Genomic DNA, 18,312 nt, shown 5'->3' on the forward strand with positions numbered 1-18,312 from the left:
CAAGCCCGGGTATGCCTCTTCACACGCAGGCCGATAACATCAGGGCACGGAAACTCGAACAAGGAGGCAGTCACATGGCCCGAATTCTGATCACCGGCAGTGCCCGCGGCATCGGCCTGGAATTGGTGCGCCACTATCTGGCGGCAGGTCATGAGGTGATCGCTGTTTGTCGCGATCCGGGACCGGCGCTGTCGCAATTGCCCTGTGAGCGCATCGACGGTGTAGAGCTCAGCCAGGGCGCGGGGATCGATCGGGTACGTGAGGCCGTGAGTGATCGTCCCCTGGACATCCTGATCCATTGTGCCGGCATCCTCCGCCGCGATGTGCTGGGGCAATTGCGCGAGCAGATCGATCAGTTGCGGGCCCAGTTCGAAGTGAACACGCTGGCACCGCTGTTGCTGACCGAGGCGCTGTTGCCGGTAATGCAGACCGGCAGCAAGGTGGCCATGATCACCAGCCGCATGGGCTCGATAGGCGACAACAGTTCGGGCGGCTACTACGGCTACCGCATGTCCAAGGCGGCCCTGAACTGTGCCGGCAAGTCCCTGGCGATCAACTGTCGCGAGCGCGAAATAGCAGTCGCGCTGTTGCATCCCGGATTTGTGCGTACGCAGATGACCGGCGGCGCCGGCGACGTTGATCCGGCCGCTGCAGCAGCGCAGTTGGTAGAACGCATTAATGCATTGACCATTGCCACAAGCGGCAGTTTCTGGCACGCCAATGGCAGCGAGCTGCCGTGGTAGGGGAAAGTCCCGGTCGCCCCTGGCGGTGCGCTGGTTGGCGCATCAAACAGGGAGCGGGGGGCAGGGGGCAGGGGACCCACGTCGCGGCACGATCAGATCATGCGTCGAGGTTGGACCCCTGCCCCCTGCCCCTTGCTCCTTGTTCTTAAGGCCTTTAAATCAATGCGTTAGCGTATCTTCGACGAGAGCGCCATCGGTCACCGCCGTCTGCGGCAACAGCCGCATGCTTGGCGCATCGTCGAAGACCTGCCACAGCGTCGCCGGCAGCCCACGGAAGCTGCGCTGGTAGCGCGTGGATTGCGGACCTTCGTCGCTGACGTTGCGGATGCGGATGCCGATCACCTGGGCCGCATGTTCGCGAGCCACGTCGCCGTAGATTTCCGGATCCGATTCCCCCGAATCACCGATCAGCAGAAAACGTCGCTCCGGGAAGTCGGCAAAGAGCTGGCCGATGGCCGCGAGTTTGTGACTGCGCGAGGCTCCCTTGCGCGGAATCACGCTCGTGAAGGAGGTCGATTCGCGCAGATGCACGCTGCCACGAGGAAAGCCCTGATCGTCCAGAAATTGCGCCAGCGGCGTGTACAGCTGGATCGGGCTGGAGGAGACGTAATGGAAACGTGCGCCGCCTTCCTGTGCGAGCCACTGATATTGCGTCGCCATGCCCGGCACGGCGGCGAACTCGTGGACGAAGGTGTTCAGCAGCATCTGTTTGCGATTGCCAACCTGTGAGACCTTGATGGTGTCGTCTATATCTGAAATGACCGACAGTCCTTCCCGGGCCAGCCACAGCGCACGCCCACCCAGCTGGCGCGCATCGCCAGCGGGCATCACCACCGAGAAATCGATCCAGTCGCCATCGTTGAGGCCTTCGGGCGCTTTCAGCGACAGTCGGCTGCTGCTGCGGCCGGCGCCATTGCTGCGCGGAAGCTCGGGCTCGTCGCAGCGCTGTCCGACCTGAAGGCAGCTGCCGGGCAGTGTCAGGGCGATCTGCTTGCGGCTCTCGGAATCAACCCGGAACAGCTGTGTGCGGGCGTAGAAGCGATCGCGATCGCGGGTCGACATCTGATCCAGATCCAGATCCAGATGGTGCGCCAGCAGGGCGCTGAGCCCCGGCCGGCGCTCGAATTCAAAGACCCAGCTCTCGACCCGGATCTCGATCTGATCGGGGCCCTGCTGCCGGGCCGTGCTTGGCAGAAACACGACCTGATCATGGCGCGATAGCGGCTTTGCGCCCACGGACACACAGCCGACCATCAACAGGACAAGGCCCAGGACCGGGAAGCAGGCAGGGCAGGGCAGTCGGAAACGCATGTCTTCAAGTCCTTCAGTACAGGCCAGCGGCGGCGAGACGGCCGCACCGAGTTGCGCGGCCCAATTCTGAGGGATTGCGCCCGGGGCTGCCAAAATGAAGTTCAGCAGCCAGCCTTCCACCGTGGAGACCGACGAACGCGCCGGCCAGTGGTCAAGGACCGGTCCACAGTCCAGAATGCGCTGCCCCGTCCCGGCCAAGCAGACGTGTCCGACCCATCAGCCCCCGCCAGCGAAGAATCCGTCGTTGCCGCCACCTGCCAGTGGCTGGAGCAGGCCGTGATTGGCCTCAATCTGTGCCCCTTCGCGCGGGCGCCCTATGTGAAGGGACGGGTGCGCTTTCGGGTCAGTGCCGCCGTCGACGAGGACCAGCTGGTGGCTGATCTGGCCGAGGAACTCGGGCGGCTGGCGGCCACCGATGCCGAGGAGATCGAAACCACGCTGCTGATCCACCCCCAGGTGCTGGGAGATTTCCTCGATTTCAACGACTTCCTCGAGATCGCCGACGCCACGGTGCAGGCGCTGGGACTGGAGGGCGAACTGCAGGTGGCCAGCTTTCATCCCGACTACCAGTTTGCCGACGCGCAGGCCGAGGCCATCGAGAACTGCACCAATCGCTCACCGTTCCCGACCCTGCATCTGCTGCGCGAAGCCAGCATCGATCGCGCCATCGAAGCGGTGGCAGACACCGACGAGATCTACCGGCGCAACATCGACACGCTGCGGGCGCTGGGCTGGGAAGGCTGGGCGGCCAGATGCGGGCGCTGAACGCAGGGGAACCGCCGTTCGCTTTGGGTCATGGGCGGCAGCGTCATTGCGAGGAACGTAGTCGCGAAGCAATCCAGAGACTTGCGACCCTGTTTCTGGATTGCTTCGCTGCGCTTGCAATGACGCCAGTCTGCTAGTTTCCCTCACTGCAAGCTCTACCGCTTTCCGCTTTGCCTTTCCCCTTCTCCCAGCTCCCCAGCCATGCGCCTCAACAAGCACATCAGTGAAACCGGATTCTGTTCGCGCCGAGAAGCGGACGAGCTGATCGAGCAGGGGCGGGTCACGCTCAATGGCGAGATCGCGGTGATCGGCATGGAGGTGGCCGACGGCGACGAGGTGCGCGTCGATGGCGCCGAACTGCGGGCGCGACCGAAGAAGAAGGGGCGCAAGCATGTCTATATCGCGCTCAACAAGCCGGTCGGGATCACCTGTACCACCGAGGATTCGGTGTCCGGAAACATCGTCGAATTCGTCGGTCATGAACAACGGATCTTTCCGATCGGACGCCTGGACAAGGACTCCGAAGGCTTGATCCTGCTGACCAGCAACGGCGATATCGTCAACGACATCCTGCGGGCGGAGAACCACCATCAGAAGGAATATCTGGTCGGCGTCAACAAGGCCGTGACCCCCGAATTTCTGGCTGCGATGTCCAAGGGCGTGATCATCCACGGCAAGAAAACGCTGCCCTGTCGAACCGCACGTATCGCCAAGTTCGGCTTCCGCATCGTCCTGACCCAGGGCCTCAACCGCCAGATCCGGCTGATGTCGGCGGCGCTGGGCTATCGGGTGACCGAATTGCGCCGGGTGCGCATCGACAACATCAAGCTTGGCGCACTCAAGCTCGGCCAGTGGCGCAATCTGACCGATGCCGAACTCAAGGGCCTGTTGCCAGGACGCACCGAGTGGTAATCAGCCAACGGTTGCCTGGAATTCGAAATCCAGCGATTCGCTGTAGCCGCGCAGTTGTTCGCACTGGATGTAATCGGTGCCGAGTTCCCACAGGCGGGTGATCGTGAGGCGGTCGGGGACATCCTCGACTTCGATCGGGACGCCACCATCGCGCACATGCGCCAGCATCGAGGTGAAGGCCAGCGAGGGCTGCAGTGCCAGGTCGGTGTCGAGCTTGACCGCGTCGACATTGATCTGCTGCAGCAGCCGCAGCGCCTCCTTCTGCAGGCCGAAATGGCGCAGGCACAGATGCACGCCCAGCGTGCGCAATCGATCCAGGACCGGGCGCACCGTGGTCAGTTGTTCGATGACCGCATCGGTGTCGAGTTCCAGGGTGAGCTCACCGGAACCGCGGGTCAGACCGCTCTTGCGGCACTCGTCTTCGATGTAGGGAAAGAAGCCCGGGTCGATGATGGTCGGTAGCGCCACTTCCACCTGAATGCGCAATTGGCGCCCGCGTTTGCGTTGGGACACGATGCTGTCCAGGGCCAGTCGCAAGGCCATGCGGTCCAGGGTTGCCAGAGTGCCGGCGTGGAGAGCCTGTTCGTAGTAGTTGTCGCGACCCAGCGTGGCCGGCTGCTGCGGTCCTGCGCGCAGGCGCAGGCGCTGCTGCCATTGATCGGTCATGGCGCCGCGGACCATGATCAGCGGTTGATACTCGGCGACGCACAGCGCCAGCTGAGGGTGCGTCACCGGATTGTCGGCGGCGGAGCTTGCCTTCCTCGGTGCCGGTGCCGCCGGGGCAGATGCGGCAGCACCCTCGGCTTTGCCACCGCGGGCCCACAAGGCCATTGCCAGATCCAGCCAGCGCTGGGCGTCGGGCAGGGCGGCGCAAAGCTCCACCCTTGCCTGCACCTTGATCTGTCCGCGCGAGACCACCACCGGGCGCACGTCGATGCCCTGCCGCAGATTCTGTGCCAGCTCATGCAATTCGCCTTCGCTGCTACGCGCGGCCAGCACCAGAAAATGAAACTCGTCCCAGGGGCCGAAGGAATCCCCGGCGCCCAGGCGGGCGGCGATACGGCCGGAGATGGCCTGTTCCATCTCGCAGCGCAGCAGGCTGGGGAGCTTTTCGATCAGGGCCTTGGCATTCTCGATGCCCACCGAGATCAGCGCCGCCGGACGGTCACTCAGATCACGAATTCGTAGCGCCAGCAAGCTGCGGGCCAAAGGTCCGGTCGGCGCCGCCAGCGGCCCGCTCAGCACCTGGCGCCGCAGAGCGCGAGCGCGCTTTGCGCGGCCGACGACCACGTCGATCAGATGGGCTGGTTGCACGGGGCGGGTCAGAAAATCGTCGGCACCGACATTGATGGCTCGGGTGCGTTTGTCCACATCCTGCTCGCCCGACACAAACACGATCGGCAGCAGCAAGGTCCCGGGCATTTCGCGGATGCGTGCGGTCAGGGCCATGCCGTCGATGTCCGGCATGTTGAGATTCACCAGCATCAGATCGGGTCTGAAGGTCTGGACCACGCCGAGCGCCTCGCGCGAGGAGCTGACGGCGCGTGTACTGATGCCGCGACGGCGCAGCACGGCGTCGTAGAACACGATTTGGGTGCGGTCGTCATCGACGATCAACACCCGCAAGGGCTCGGTCGAGCTCAGCGTGTGTTGCAATTCGGCCAGCTTGCGCACCACGCCAGCGGCATCGGCGTGAGCGATGAAGGCATCGGTGCTGCCGGTCATGCCCAGCAGCTGCTCGCTGATCGTGCCCTCCAGCGTGACCACCAGTACCGGTGGTGTTGGCCCCGGTTTGCGGGCCTGATCGATGGTGTCGATGATCTCGCCGAGTTGCGGCAGCAGGCTGGAATCGACGACGACGCCGACCAGCGTCTGATCGTCCACGATCTGGGCGACACCAGCGCGATCTGCTTCAATCAGCGCCCGCCACCCTTGCTGCCGGAGCTGCGCCTGCAGGCCAGGGATATCGCGATCGGCCGGGCGCACATAGAGCACCGCAGCGCGGGTGCTTTCTTCGTGTTTCAGCTGAGCGGCCAGTTCCAGCGCCTGACGGGCAAGCAATTCCAGAAATTCGTTCAGCCGCTGATGTTCCGCCTCGTTGGGAGGCTCGGCGCCGTCCAGCAGAAAACCCAGATAGGCGCCGGTATCACGGCAGGCGTGTGCCACCTCGTCGAGCTTGAAGCGCGTGGCAATGTCGCTGGTCTCGGCGAAGGAGGCTCGCAATTCGGCAACGCGGTCTGGCTCCCAACCCTCATCAAGGGTGGTCTGCGCCTGCATGGTCAGTTGGGTGATGCGCGCCTGCAACATGCGGCGAAAAGTGGCGTCGCCAGAAGCATTGTTGGAACTCATGGTCTGCCTTGTCGGTGCGTAGGCCGAAACATCGCGCGCCGACAATCACACAGCTCAGGCTGTGTCGGCAACCACAGACCGATGGACGCGCGGGTGAGCCCTGCGGACGGTCCAGGCGCAGGGCCAACCCGTGCCTGGCTATACGGTAATCGTCACCAGCTGATAAAGCTGGCCGAAAAGCGTCGAGCGTTGAATCTGGGAGGATTTGATGCCGGCCGGCAGCCAGGCCTCCAGCGGCTGGCGCCACAGATCCATGGCGTAGGGCTCGAGGGTGCGCAGGATGCCCTGCATCGGCCAGTACAGTGGATTGGCCGCGCTCGGTCGATGGTAGTCGACGATCACCAGTTGACCGCCGGGCTTGATGACCCGCAGGGCTTCGGCCAAGGTCGCCTTGCGCACGTCTTCAGGCATCTCGTGCAGCAGGAAGAACAGCAGCGCCCGATCGTAACTGGCGTTGGCCATCGGCAGATCGGCGCTATCGGCGTGGATCAGCCCCACCTGGGCCTCGGTGGGCAATTTGCGGGCCAGATTGTTGAGCTGCACCGGCAGGATATCGACGACATCGAGCTGGCCCTTGGGCGCAATGCGCTCACGGAGCTTGGCGGTCAGATTGCCGTAGACGCAAGCAATCTGCAGCGTACGCCCGGGCAGCGAATCGCCCAGGGTGTTCAGCGCGGCATCGCGCAAACGGGCGAAGTTGCCCCAGAGAATCAGATTGACCAGCCACTGGCGCTCGAAGATGTAGACCGCCTTGGGGTGCACATAGGCCCACCAGTAGGTCTGTTCCAGATAACCGGGAACGGCCAGTGGGGCTGCGGGGACTGCGGACTTGCCGGTCATGATGGCTCCTGTGCACGGGGCTGTTGCCAGAGTCCAGTATGCACACCGCCAAAGATGCCGCGCCTGACCTTGATCAAAGCCCACCGGGCAAGAATTTCGCGCCTCCGCGCCTATAGTCGGACAAGCACCGTGAGCGGCCTTTGAGGGCCCGACACTGCACACGGGCCACGAACCACATGGCTGCCGGTAGGAGCGACCTCGTGTCGCGACCGCCGCGCCTCATGTCGCAGCGAAAATCGGGAAGTTTGGCGAATCGTCGATCTGGCTAGGTGGAGTCTGGATTGAACTTCGGCACCGGTCTGGTGGTCTGACGCAAGCTCAGTCGTCACCGGGAGACTTTCTGATGATCGCGATCCGCACGCGCTGGTGGCTGCTGCTGGCGGTCGTATGGCCGATGCAGCAGTGGGCCGCCGAACCCGCCGCGCCGATGCGGCAACTGCTGGACGCTGCCACAGGACATCGCGTACTGCTGGTCGGCGAGATCCACGGCACGGTCGAAGTGCCGGCCCTGGTGGCCGATCTGGCCGATGCACTCGCGGCTGAAGAGCCACTGGTCGTGGGTCTGGAGTTGCCGCGCGATGAGCAGAAGCATATTGATGCCTTTCTCGACAGCGCCGGCACCGGTGATGATCGTGCGGCCCTGCTGACAGGGAAATTCTGGACCCGTGACTATCAGGATGGACGCAGCAGCGCGGCCATGCTGGACCTGCTGGAGCGACTGCGGCAGCTGCGCTTGAGGACCAAGCTTGAGGTACTGGCGCTGGATCAGGTCGGCGCCGCCGTGGCCGATGGCGATGCCCGTGACCAGGCCATGGCCGAAAGGCTGAGCGCGGCGCTGGACGACCATCCCAAGGCCCGGGCGCTGGTGCTGGCCGGCAATTTCCACACGCGCCTGCAGAAGGGCGCGCCCTGGGACGAGAGCCACGAGTTTCTGGGCTACCGATTGTCCCGCTTCGAGCCCTATGCCATCGAGATCATGGGCGTCGCCGGCAGCGCCTGGATCTGCACCGGCCCTGAAACCGACAGCTGCAAGGCGCGGGATTTTCCGGAGAGCAGCCTGAAGCCGGGCATCGAACTCGGCGCCGAGGTGAATGAGCGTGGACATCAGGGTATGTGGCGGTTGGAGCGCACCAGCGCCTCGCCGCCCGCGAAGTTTTCTGTGGGCGAGAGGGTTGAATAGCGGCAGCTGGCGAGGTCCGGTTACCACGCCCTTGTAGGTTACGTTGTCCCGCAGGGACTACGTGACACGGTGACGCGCCACAGGCGCAACTGAGCGAATTCCTTGTCACGTAGTCCGCTGCGCGGACAACATGACCTACGAGATCGTGCTCTGTGCGCCGACGAGCAAACCCTCGCGCTCGATGAAAGCGATGACCTGATCCAGTCCCTGCAGCGTGCGCAGATCGGTCATGACGAAAGGCTTGCCGCCGCGCATGCGGGTGGTGTCGCTGCGCATGATCTCGAGTGAGGCGCCGACATGCGGGGCCAGATCGGTCTTGTTGATGATCAGCAGATCCGAACGGGTGATGCCCGGGCCGCCCTTGCGCGGCACTTTTTCGCCGCCGGCCACATCGATCACGTAAAGCGTCAGATCCGACAGCTCCGGTGAGAAGGTGGCGGCCAGATTGTCGCCGCCCGATTCGATGAAGACGATGTCGGCATCGGGGAACTGGTTCAGCATGCGCTCGATGGCTTCGAGATTGATCGAGGCATCTTCGCGGATCGCCGTGTGCGGGCAACCGCCGGTTTCCACACCCAGGATGCGCTCGGCTGGCAGCGCGCCGGCCACGGTCAGCAGGCGCTGGTCTTCCTTGGTGTAGATATCGTTGGTGATGGCAATCAGTTCATGGCGATCACGCAGCGCCTTGCACAGCATCTCCAGCAGCGTGGTCTTGCCCGAGCCCACCGGCCCGCCGATGCCGATGCGCAAGGGCGGCAGGGAGCGGGTGCGGCGAGTTTTCCAGTCCGGGGTATGCATCGTGATTCTCAGGAGCGAAACAATCGGGAATATTGCGATTCGTGCTGCGCCGACAGAATCGCTAGCATCGGTGCGAAGTTGCTGATCTGCTCGGAAGAAGTCGCGTGGGCGCGGGCCAGAACCTGCGGCAGTCGCAACGCCAGCCGGCGCAGCAGCGCTTGACCCTGGGTCTGGCCCAGCGGCACCAGTTTCACCGCCGCACTGCACAGGTTTTCCAGCAGGCTCCAGGCGCAGGCATACAGACCGGAGGACGCCGACAGACCCAGCGCACGAGCCGCCAGCGCATGCACGCATCCGTAGCTGACAGGATGCATGCGGCCGAGCACGGCGCGCTGCTCCGGTTGCAACTGCGGTATGGCCGGCAAGGTCAGCAGCCATTGCCGAAGAGAATGCCCGGTCTGTGTGCATTCCAGCAGCAATTCCTGGCTCTCGCGCATCGCCAGCAATCGATCATTGCCGCGCTGCAGCGCCGGCTCATCCGGCTCGCTCCAGGCGGCGTACAGCGAAAGCCACAGCGGACCCTCGGCTCGCGCCCACTGGCATTCCAGCTGATCGCCAATCCAGCGCTCGACGCTGAGCACATCACGAACGAGGCCGGCTTCGGCTGCCGCCTCCAGCCCCAGAGAATGACTGAAGGCGCCGATCGGCAGCGTTGCCGAACTGAGTTGCAACATCCCGGCCAGCGACTCAGTCGTGATCATGGTGGTGCTCACCTGGTCCGTGCGGATGTGGGTGAGGATGCGCGTGCTCGGCAAACAGTGACTGCGCCAATTGATAATCCTCGGCGAAGCTGGCGTCATGGCCGTGCTTGTGGCCACCACCGTAGGCGCCGGATTCCGGCTGGAAAGGGGCTTCGGTTTCCGTGGTTTCCACGCCGAGCAACTGCAGCATCTCGCGCAGCACCGGATCCGGTTCGATCGCCAGATAGCCCGCGCCAATCTCGACGGCGACATGACGATTGCCGAGATGATAGGCGGCGCGGGTCAGCAGTAGCAGATCCGCGCTGCTGATGCGCAACACGGTTTCCGGCGCCGCACAGACTTCGAAGCGCCGGCCGTCCTCGGCCAGCAGTTGATCGCCGGGATGCAGCTCAGTGCCTGGGGGCAGGGCGATCGCCAGTTCCAGACCGTCCGGCAACTCGAGGCGCTGACGACAGCGTCGACGTTGCTCAGCGGTCAGTTCCAACGCGCTCGCCGCCAGCGCATCGGCGGGACAGTCTGCGGCGCGGATCAGGGAGCGGATCAGCGCCATATCTGAGCACTTGCAAAGAGCATTTTTGTCCGCGAAGGACGCAAAGGACGCGAAGAAATGCTCACGCGCGAGCGATCCATCAATGTTGCGATGCAAACCCGGGAGTTCGCGTTCCTTCGAATGCCAATCGGCTGCTCTGCTGGTCGCCGGAAGCGAAAGCCCAGGGTCGACCTAGACAACAGGCACGCACTGTAGGCGTCGCCCCTCATCCGGGTCCTGCGGACCCACCTTCTCCCCGCAAGCGGGGAGAAGGAACCATCTCGGCAGACGATTGCTTTGCGGCATGGGTTCTTGGAAAGCGCCGAGGCCTGTGAGACAACCCACTGAACAGCTCTCCTTCCGCTCTTCTTGGCGTCCTTTGCGGACAATGCTTTTGGCTCCTGCCACACTCGCCGGTCCTCAAAACAAAAAATAGCGCTGCGCCATCGGCAGCACGGCGGCGGGTTCGCACCACAGTGGCACGCCGTCGGCGACCACCACATAGGTCTGCGGGTCGACCTGGATATCGGGCATGGCGGCGTTGTGGATCATCTGCGCCTTGCCGATCTGGCGGCAGTTGCGCACGGCGACCAGGGGTTTCTGCAGTCCGTAGCGGCCGCCGATATCGGTGGCCAGCGCGGCCTGCGAAACAAAGGTCAGCGAACTCTGGGTCAGGCTACGCCCGAAGGCGCCGAACATGGGTCGGTAGTGCACCGGTTGCGGCGTCGGGATCGAGGCATTGGGATCGCCCATCGGCGCCGCGGCGATGCTGCCGCCCTTCAGGATCAGACTCGGTTTGACACCGAAGAAGGCTGGCCGCCACAGCACCAGATCCGCCCATTTCCCTACTTCCACCGAGCCAACTTCATGGCTGATGCCGTGGCTGATGGCCGGGTTGATCGTGTACTTGGCCAGGTAACGCTTGACCCGGAAATTGTCGTGGCGTGCTGGATCGTTCTCGAGGCTGCCGCGCTGCTGCTTCATCTTGTGCGCGGTCTGCCAGGTGCGCAGGATCACCTCGCCGACGCGGCCCATGGCCTGGCTGTCGCTGGAGATCATCGAGAAGGCACCGAGATCGTGCAGGATGTCCTCGGCGGCGATGGTCTCACGGCGGATGCGGCTCTCGGCAAAAGCCACGTCCTCGGCAATGCCGGGATCGAGGTGATGGCAGACCATCAGCATGTCCAGATGCTCGTCCAGCGTATTGACCGTGAATGGCCGCGTCGGATTGGTCGAGGAGGGCAGCACATTGGGCCGCGAGGCCGCCTTGATGATGTCCGGGGCATGACCGCCACCGGCACCTTCGGTGTGATAGGTGTGGATGGTGCGACCCTTGAGCGCCGCCAGCGTGGTCTCGACGAAACCGGATTCATTCAGGGTATCAGTGTGAATGGCGACCTGGGTGTCGGTGGCGTCGGCGACCGTCAAGGCACAATCGATGGCTGCGGGCGTGGTGCCCCAGTCCTCGTGCAGCTTCAGGCCGATGGCGCCGGCCTCGATCTGTTCGCTCAGCGCGCCCGGCAGGCTGGCGTTGCCCTTGCCCAGGAAACCCAGGTTCATCGGGAACGCTTCGGCCGCTTCGAGCATGCGCCGCAGATGCCAGGGGCCGGGTGTGCAGGTGGTGGCGTTGGTGCCCGTGGCCGGCCCGGTGCCGCCGCCGAGCATGGTGGTGATGCCCGACATCAAGGCTTCTTCGATCTGCTGCGGGCAGATGAAATGGATATGGGCATCGATGCCGCCGGCGGTGAGGATCAGACCTTCGCCGGCGATGATCTCGGTGCCGGGGCCGATCACAATGCTGATGCCGGGCTGGATATCTGGATTGCCGGCCTTGCCGATGCCGCTGATGCGCCCGGCCTTGAGGCCTACGTCGGCCTTGACGATGCCCCAGTGATCGACAATCAGGGCGTTGGTGATCACCGTGTCGGCGCAGTCGGCACTCAGCCGTTGACTCTGGCCCATGCCATCGCGGATGACCTTGCCACCGCCGAACTTGACCTCCTCGCCATAGATCGTGTGGTCACGCTCGACCTCGATGATCAGATCGGTATCGGCCAGACGCACGCGGTCGCCGGTGGTCGGGCCATACATCTCGGCATAGGCCTGGCGGGTAATTTTCATGGGCCGTCGCCGTCGCTGTTGTAGAGCGGAGCTTGCTCCGCTGCCCCTGCTCGGCTTCCACGCTCAAGCTGCTTCGGCGCCTTCAGCCGAGCAAACTCGGCTGTCCCGGAGCCCGGTAGATCCAAGCCGCCCATCACCCGCCCGGCAAAACCGTAGACCAGGCGATCGCCAGCCAGCGCCACCAACTCGACGCTGCGCGTCTGTCCCGGCTCGAAGCGCACGGCCGTGCCCGAGGCGATGTTGAGCCTGAAGCCACGGGTGATCGCCCGCTCGAATTCGAGCGCGTCGTTGGTCTCGAAGAAGTGGTAGTGCGAACCCACCTGCACCGGACGATCACCGCGGTTGGCGACGGTGAGTCGCAGGGTCTCTCGGCCGGCGTTGAGTTCGATCTCACCGGCCTCGATCAACATTTCGCCGGGACGGATCATGGCCGGCGCTGCTTGGGCGGCGCCTCGGATCGCGGCGCACGATTGCGGCGTAGGGCGCCGATCAGCGCCAGCGTCAGGCCGATGAACAGCAATCCGATCAGCCAATGTTCCAGCTCACCGGGACCATGTCCGGGATGGGCAGACGCCGGGCCGGGCAGGGCCAGCAGCAGGGTGCAATACAGGGTCTTCATGCGATCGGTCCATGAACGGTGACGAGCTTGCTGCCGTCGGGAAAGGTGGCCTCGACCTGGATGTCAGGGATCATCTCGGCCACGCCGTCCATGACGTCCTCGCGGCCGAGCAGGGTGGTGCCGTAGTGCATCAGTTCGGCCACACTGCGGCCGTCGCGAGCACCTTCCATGATCGCGGCGCTGATGAATGCCACGGCTTCGGGGTAGTTGAGCCTGAGTCCGCGGGCCCGCCGCCGTTCAGCCAGCAGGGCGGCGGTGAACAGCAGCAGCTTGTCTTTCTCGCGTGGCGACAGTTCCATTGAAGCGGTGGTGACCTCAGGTATCCCAGATGCGTGGCCGCTGGGCGACGCGACCGATCACGGTCGGCCGCAGCAGCCGCCAGAGGTCTTCTAGCAAGGCACGTACCAACTCGGCCGAGGCGCCTAGGGCTCGCACCATCAGCAGTTCGATCGGTGCCGGCAGCCAGCTGATGCCTGCCGCCAGGCCATGCGAAGCAGCCCGCGCGCGCAAGGCCTCGATCAAGGCTTCAGCGTGCTCCTTCAAGTCCGGGGCGGCGGCCCACAACGTGGCCGTCACTGGATGTCCGGCCAGACCCAGCGGCGAGCGCATCAGCGGGTCGTCGGCGCCCAGATCGGCGCGCTCGCAGCAGCGCTCGCGGCCCTGGCGCCACAGACTCAGATGCTGGCGCCAGCGGCCTTCAGTCCAGTGCTCCCCGGCAGCAACACGCCCGAACTGGGTGATGTCCCAGCCGATCATGCGGGCGCTGCCGGCCAGCTGGATGTGGAGCTGCTGCTCCGCCTGGGCGGCGTCGAACAGGATGGCTTCCTGCGGCAGCCATTCCAGACAGGCATTCTCGGCGACCGCCAACTGCACCGACTGGCGCGCGCCCCCGCGGCGGCCGTGGTACCACTTGGCCGCGCCCGGGGTGGTGATCAGGGCGTGGGCGCCTGCGTCCAGGGCGATGTCCATCTCCAGCACATCGCCGCCAGCAATGCCGCCGGGTGGATGCAGCAGCAGGGCATGGGCGATCTGCGGACCTTCCGGATACAGCAAGCGCTGCACCCGCAGCGGGCCCAGATGACGGTTCTGCACCATCCGGGTGCAATTACCGTGATCGGACGCCAGCCGCAATTGCAGCGAAGCCAGCCAGGGTGGAGCTGAGAGTGCGAGGTCCATGGCCCGATGAGGCAACAAGCGGGCCAAGCCTTGCCATCGGGACAGCGCCTACTCTGGGCAGGGCCTTGCCTGGAAACTCACGGTGCCATCGATCACACACTGGTGAATCTGGGTGCTGCCGGTCTTCACGGGGCCGCAGAGTTCGCCCTGAGTTCCGGCCCGATCCGCTATCGCGCAGCCCAACTGCTGAAGTCGCGCCCGCTGCGATCGCGACGGCTGGAATCCGCGCCTCGCGCCAACAGCAGGGCCATGGTCTGCGTCTGCCTGTTCTGGGCGGCCACCATCAAGGCCGTCATGCCCTGTGTTTCGACGGCATCGATCTCGGCGCCGCGGTCGAGTAGCGGTGCCACAGCGGGAGCACAGGCCGCAGCGGCCAGCAGCAGCGGAGTGTTGCCGTTGCGGTCCCTCGCATCGACTCGGGCACCCGCCGCCAGCAGTTGTGACACAGGGTCGATTCGGCAGCTGGCTACGGCGTGGTGAAGTGCGGTCCAGCCGCGCACCGATGCCGCGTCGATGTTGGCACCAGACCGCAGCAGCAGCGCCAGCGCGGAACCGTCTTCCTGGTCGGCTGCCAAGGCCAGAGCCGCGACGCCGGCCCGATTGGCGAGATTGACCTGCGCGCCCTGGTCCAGCAGATAGGCCAGCACGTCGATGTGGCCTTGTCGTGCCGCCAGCGCAAGGGCGGTGCTGCCATCCGCGAGCGGCGCATCTACATCGGCTCCGGCCTCGACCAGATGACGAACGCAGGCGGTCAATCCCTGATACGCCGACCGCAGCAGCGGAATGGTCAATTCATCCCGCTGCTGCGCCGGGACTGTGGTGGGCAGCAGCTGCGGCAATGCCGCGCAATTGCCTGTTCGCACGGCCTCGCCGATCGCGACACCGATGTCGACTCGGGGTTGAGCCGTGATGTCGCCTCGTGATGCTGGCAACTGGCAGGCACAGAGAAGCGAGCAGAGCGCCAGCAGCACCAGCGCCCGGCAGGCCAGGGCACCCGGCTCACTCAAAGCCATCGCCGAACACCGGATCGGGCACGCCGCTGTAGCTCAGTTCCAGACGTGCCGAATACAGCACGGTCGGCTTGCGATCGCCCTTGACGTACACCACCAGATCCAGATCGTCGGTCATCGGCGTGCCGTTTGAAGACACGTTGGTGTTCGGATTCACGGCGATGAAGGGGTTGAAGTTGTAATCCACCCAGGCCCGGGAATCGGTCAGCGGGCTGCCGCCGGGCACGCTCCAGTCGAGCAGATTGATCACGGTTGTGGTACGGGCGCCGATTTCGTACTTGATGTTGTCCTGCTGGAAGGGCGGCGGACTGCACGGGATCAGCGGAATCTCCAGCCCGGGAATGTCCTGGCCAAACTTGTTGGATCGCAGCCGCCAGCGCGGGCCGGAGACTAGGGCACCCAGACTGCCGTCATCCACTGGCAGCTGAGCGCCGCCCAGCGCATAGGACCATTCGAAGGGGTCGCGATCGATGGTGGTGTACCAGGCGTTGGTAAAGCCCCCGGTCAGGTCCGAGGAGAAGGGCATGGGATCGGCGGTCGGAGTCATGAAATCACCGTTCTGCATGACGCTGCCGGCCGGCAGGAAGTCGCCGTCGCCCTCGTAGCAGTCGCGAGCCGAGTACAGGAAGGAACCGACCGCAATGGCCCGCGGCAGCACGCCATTGGAACTCGGAATGCGACCGGTGGCGCCCTCGTTCTCCAGATCTTCGGGTCGCAGCTGGTCGTTGGGGTTGTTGGTGATCCAGTGGTCCACGATCAGGCGGGCCCGGGTCACCGCAAAGCTGGCGCCCGGCACTTTCCACTCGGCCGGCAGCGGGATGCGCGCATAGATGCGGATGTCGTTCGGGCGTTTCACCAGATTGCCCCAGCGATACAGTGCCTTGCCATCGTCCTTTTCGGTGATGCCGTAGCTGCTGCTGGCCGCGATGTTATCGAGTACCGTGCTCTCGTTGGCGGTCAGTTCGGCCGGCGTGCCATCCAGGCCCATGGTGATCGGGATATTGGTCAGCTCGCCGTTCTGGATCAGTCGCAGATTGTTGTCGAGTTTGCGACAGCGCAGGGGCTGGCCCGGATTGTTGGGGTCTGGAATGGGATTGCCAGTGGCCGGATCGATCAGCGGCGGCTGCAATCCGGTGCTCAGGATCAGCGGGTTGTACGGAATCACCTCATGACAGGTCAGGATGTGCTCCATCACCGAGTAGTGCTCGGTATCGCACTTGACCGCTTCACCGCCAATGCCGGCACACCAGGTGCCCAGCGGCGGTGCCACCCGGAAGGTGTCGGTGGCGGCGTCGGCAATCAGCAGACCCGGATCCATGGTGACGGGATCCACATAGGGTCCGACCCAACCTTCCACGTAGTCGTTGTCGCGTACCTTGGGCGCGGCGCCGACAAAATCGCTGACATAGAAGCCGAATGCGCTGTCGAGGGCATACAGCCCCGTTCCCGGGGTTTGACCGCCCTGCGGCGGAGGAATGTCAGGCGGGCAGGGCGATGTGCCGGGAAAAGTTGCCGTGCCGGCGGGGGTGCACAAGATGGTGGGATCGGTGCCCACCGTGCTGCCGTCGAAGGCCCCCAGGATGTCGCCCAGCTGGAATACGTGGGTGGGTGAGGTGTAGTCCGTGGCCTGGGCGGCGCTGACGCTGAGCAGTGCGATGGTGCAGGCTGAGCAGATCGATCGTAACGTGTTCATGCGTTTTCCCCTGTCAATGCTGAGCAGGAGGCCGCGACCGTCAAGCGCCAGCGGCATCCTGCTACGGTGCAATATGACAACACCCTACATTAGGGACGAATAAAGTAGTTGATCTCGATCAACTAGCCCGCATTCGGACCAGCCCTGTAACGGGCAATAATCCGGCGTTTGGACTTGGGAGTGACCGCGATGCTGCAGTCCTGGTTTGCGCTGCGAGCACATGGCAGCTCGCTGAAGACCGAGTGCCTGGCGGGCCTGACGACCTTTCTGGCGATGGCCTACATCGTGTTCGTCAACCCGGAGATTCTGGCCGCCGCGGGAATGCCGAAAGAGGCCGTATTCGTGGCCACCTGCCTGGCGGCCGCCTTCGGCTCGATGCTGATGGGGCTGTACGCCAACTACCCGATCGCGATGGCGCCGGGCATGGGCCTGAACGCGTACTTCGCCTTCACCGTGGTGGGCACGTTGGGCTACAGCTGGCAGACTGCGCTGGGCGCCGTGTTCCTCTCGGGTTGTCTGATCATTGCCGTCAGTCTGTTCCGGGTGCGCGAGTGGATCATCAACGCCATCCCGCGCTCGCTGAAACTGGCGATCTCGGCCGGCATCGGCCTGTTCCTCGCGATCATCGGCCTGAAGAACGCCGGCATCATCGTCGGCAGCCCGGCCACGCTGGTCACGCTCGGTGATCTGCACGCACCCGGTACGCTGCTGGCCATCGCCGGTCTGCTGCTGATCATCGGTCTGGAAGCGCGCAAGCTCACCGGCGGAATCGTCATCGGCATCCTCGCCGTCACCGTGGCCGCGGTCGCTCTGGGCATCACCCCGTTCAACGGCGTGTTCGCGGCGCCGCCGTCAATTGCACCAGTCTTTCTGCAACTCGATATCGCCGGTGCGCTCCACGCCGGACTGATCGCGGTGGTCCTGACCTTCTTCCTGGTCGAGCTCTTCGATGCCACCGGCACGCTGATCGGTGTCAGCCACCGTGCCGGGCTGCTGGATGCCGAGGGCCGACTGCCGAGATTGAAGAAAGCCCTGCTGGCCGATTCCACGGCCATTGCGGCCGGCTCTTTGCTGGGCACCTCGTCGACCACCGCCTACATCGAGAGCGCCGCCGGCACCGCGGTCGGTGGCCGCACCGGCCTGACCGCCGTGGTGGTCGGCCTGTTGTTCCTCGCGGCCCTGTTCCTGGCGCCGCTGGCCGGCACGGTCCCGGCCTTCGCCACCGCACCCGCCCTGATCTACGTGGCCGTGCTGATGACGCGGGCGCTGGCGGAGATCGACTGGGAAGATCTGTCCGAATCGGCGCCGGCCTTCATCTGCGCCATCAGCATGCCCCTGACCTTCTCCATCGCCCACGGCATCGCCTTCGGCTTCATCAGCTACGCCGCCATCAAGCTGATCGCCGGTCGCGCCGGCGAAGTGCCGATCACGGTGTGGGTGCTGGCCGCGGTGTTCGTGGGCAAGTTTGCATGGCTGGGGTGAACGTCATGCGCCCGAGTGCTGCTACTCCCTTCCCGATGTTTGGCGAGGGTCCCGGGCGTTCCCTGCGACATTCGGTCGCAGGC

Annotated in this window: 18 protein-coding genes; 5 read left to right on the forward strand and 13 right to left on the reverse strand. The window is 64.7% G+C overall.

What is annotated here, in order from left to right; all coding sequences use genetic code 11:
* Nucleotides 1–74: 74 nt before the first annotated feature.
* Entirely contained in the window at nucleotides 75–743 is a 669-nt protein-coding gene (locus H7A19_16780; protein MCP5476486.1) for an SDR family oxidoreductase, read from the forward strand.
* Nucleotides 744–902: 159 nt separating this feature from the next.
* Here H7A19_16780 and H7A19_16785 read toward each other — a convergent pair whose 3' ends face one another.
* On the reverse strand, nucleotides 903–2,054 hold the full coding sequence (locus H7A19_16785) for a DUF2183 domain-containing protein (GenBank protein ID MCP5476487.1): 1,152 nt from the start codon (nucleotides 2,052–2,054) through the stop codon (nucleotides 903–905).
* Between the two features lie 204 nt (nucleotides 2,055–2,258).
* On the opposite strand from H7A19_16785, the gene H7A19_16790 reads away from it, so the two are divergent.
* Together H7A19_16790 and H7A19_16795 are read left to right on the forward strand one after the other, a co-directional pair.
* Nucleotides 2,259–2,819 (forward strand): DUF1415 domain-containing protein, encoded by a 561-nt coding sequence (locus tag H7A19_16790; protein MCP5476488.1) that lies wholly within the window; start codon nucleotides 2,259–2,261, stop codon nucleotides 2,817–2,819.
* A 201-nt stretch (nucleotides 2,820–3,020) separates the two neighbouring features.
* Nucleotides 3,021–3,731, forward strand: a complete 711-nt coding sequence (locus H7A19_16795) for a pseudouridine synthase (protein MCP5476489.1) — start codon at nucleotides 3,021–3,023, stop codon at nucleotides 3,729–3,731.
* Here the strand turns inward: H7A19_16795 and H7A19_16800 are convergent, their stop codons facing one another.
* Nucleotides 3,732–6,080: a response regulator gene (locus H7A19_16800; GenBank protein ID MCP5476490.1), complete on the reverse strand. Its 2,349-nt coding sequence runs from the start codon at nucleotides 6,078–6,080 to the stop codon at nucleotides 3,732–3,734.
* A 138-nt stretch (nucleotides 6,081–6,218) separates the two neighbouring features.
* A complete protein-coding gene (locus H7A19_16805) occupies nucleotides 6,219–6,920 on the reverse strand; it encodes a class I SAM-dependent methyltransferase (GenBank protein ID MCP5476491.1) in 702 nt (233 codons plus the stop codon).
* Between the two features lie 343 nt (nucleotides 6,921–7,263).
* On the opposite strand from H7A19_16805, the gene H7A19_16810 reads away from it, so the two are divergent.
* Nucleotides 7,264–8,100, forward strand: a complete 837-nt coding sequence (locus H7A19_16810) for a hypothetical protein (protein MCP5476492.1) — start codon at nucleotides 7,264–7,266, stop codon at nucleotides 8,098–8,100.
* A gap of 135 nt (nucleotides 8,101–8,235) precedes the next feature.
* On the opposite strand, the gene ureG is transcribed toward H7A19_16810, so the two are convergent.
* From ureG to H7A19_16860, 10 genes are all read right to left on the reverse strand, one after another.
* Nucleotides 8,236–8,898, reverse strand: a complete 663-nt coding sequence (gene ureG / locus H7A19_16815; protein MCP5476493.1) for an urease accessory protein UreG — start codon at nucleotides 8,896–8,898, stop codon at nucleotides 8,236–8,238.
* An 8-nt stretch (nucleotides 8,899–8,906) separates the two neighbouring features.
* Nucleotides 8,907–9,599: an urease accessory protein UreF gene (locus tag H7A19_16820; GenBank protein MCP5476494.1), complete on the reverse strand. Its 693-nt coding sequence runs from the start codon at nucleotides 9,597–9,599 to the stop codon at nucleotides 8,907–8,909.
* Nucleotides 9,586–10,149 (reverse strand): urease accessory protein UreE, encoded by a 564-nt coding sequence (gene ureE, locus H7A19_16825; protein ID MCP5476495.1) that lies wholly within the window; start codon nucleotides 10,147–10,149, stop codon nucleotides 9,586–9,588. Before ureE ends, H7A19_16820 begins: the two co-directional genes overlap by 14 nt.
* A gap of 399 nt (nucleotides 10,150–10,548) precedes the next feature.
* Complete coding sequence (ureC, locus tag H7A19_16830) at nucleotides 10,549–12,249, reverse strand: urease subunit alpha (GenBank protein MCP5476496.1); 1,701 nt, start codon at nucleotides 12,247–12,249, stop codon at nucleotides 10,549–10,551.
* On the reverse strand, nucleotides 12,246–12,674 hold the full coding sequence (locus H7A19_16835) for an urease subunit beta (protein MCP5476497.1): 429 nt from the start codon (nucleotides 12,672–12,674) through the stop codon (nucleotides 12,246–12,248). The genes ureC and H7A19_16835 overlap by 4 nt, the downstream gene beginning before the upstream one ends.
* On the reverse strand, nucleotides 12,674–12,868 hold the full coding sequence (locus H7A19_16840) for a hypothetical protein (GenBank protein ID MCP5476498.1): 195 nt from the start codon (nucleotides 12,866–12,868) through the stop codon (nucleotides 12,674–12,676). The genes H7A19_16835 and H7A19_16840 overlap by 1 nt, the downstream gene beginning before the upstream one ends.
* Nucleotides 12,865–13,167 carry an urease subunit gamma gene (locus H7A19_16845; GenBank protein MCP5476499.1) on the reverse strand — a complete coding sequence of 101 codons (303 nt, stop codon included), beginning with the start codon at nucleotides 13,165–13,167 and terminating at the stop codon, nucleotides 12,865–12,867. The genes H7A19_16840 and H7A19_16845 overlap by 4 nt, the downstream gene beginning before the upstream one ends.
* 16 nt (nucleotides 13,168–13,183) lie before the next feature.
* Nucleotides 13,184–14,044, reverse strand: a complete 861-nt coding sequence (locus tag H7A19_16850; GenBank protein MCP5476500.1) for an urease accessory protein UreD — start codon at nucleotides 14,042–14,044, stop codon at nucleotides 13,184–13,186.
* 167 nt (nucleotides 14,045–14,211) lie between these two features.
* On the reverse strand, nucleotides 14,212–15,057 hold the full coding sequence (locus tag H7A19_16855) for an ankyrin repeat domain-containing protein (GenBank protein ID MCP5476501.1): 846 nt from the start codon (nucleotides 15,055–15,057) through the stop codon (nucleotides 14,212–14,214).
* Nucleotides 15,044–16,747: a hypothetical protein gene (locus H7A19_16860; protein ID MCP5476502.1), complete on the reverse strand. Its 1,704-nt coding sequence runs from the start codon at nucleotides 16,745–16,747 to the stop codon at nucleotides 15,044–15,046. Before H7A19_16860 ends, H7A19_16855 begins: the two co-directional genes overlap by 14 nt.
* Before the next feature lie 189 nt (nucleotides 16,748–16,936).
* On the opposite strand from H7A19_16860, the gene H7A19_16865 reads away from it, so the two are divergent.
* On the forward strand, nucleotides 16,937–18,229 hold the full coding sequence (locus H7A19_16865) for an NCS2 family permease (GenBank protein MCP5476503.1): 1,293 nt from the start codon (nucleotides 16,937–16,939) through the stop codon (nucleotides 18,227–18,229).
* Nucleotides 18,230–18,312 lie beyond the last annotated feature (83 nt).

Source organism: Rhodanobacteraceae bacterium, assembly GCA_024234055.1.
Lineage (GTDB): Bacteria > Pseudomonadota > Gammaproteobacteria > Xanthomonadales > SZUA-5 > JADKFD01.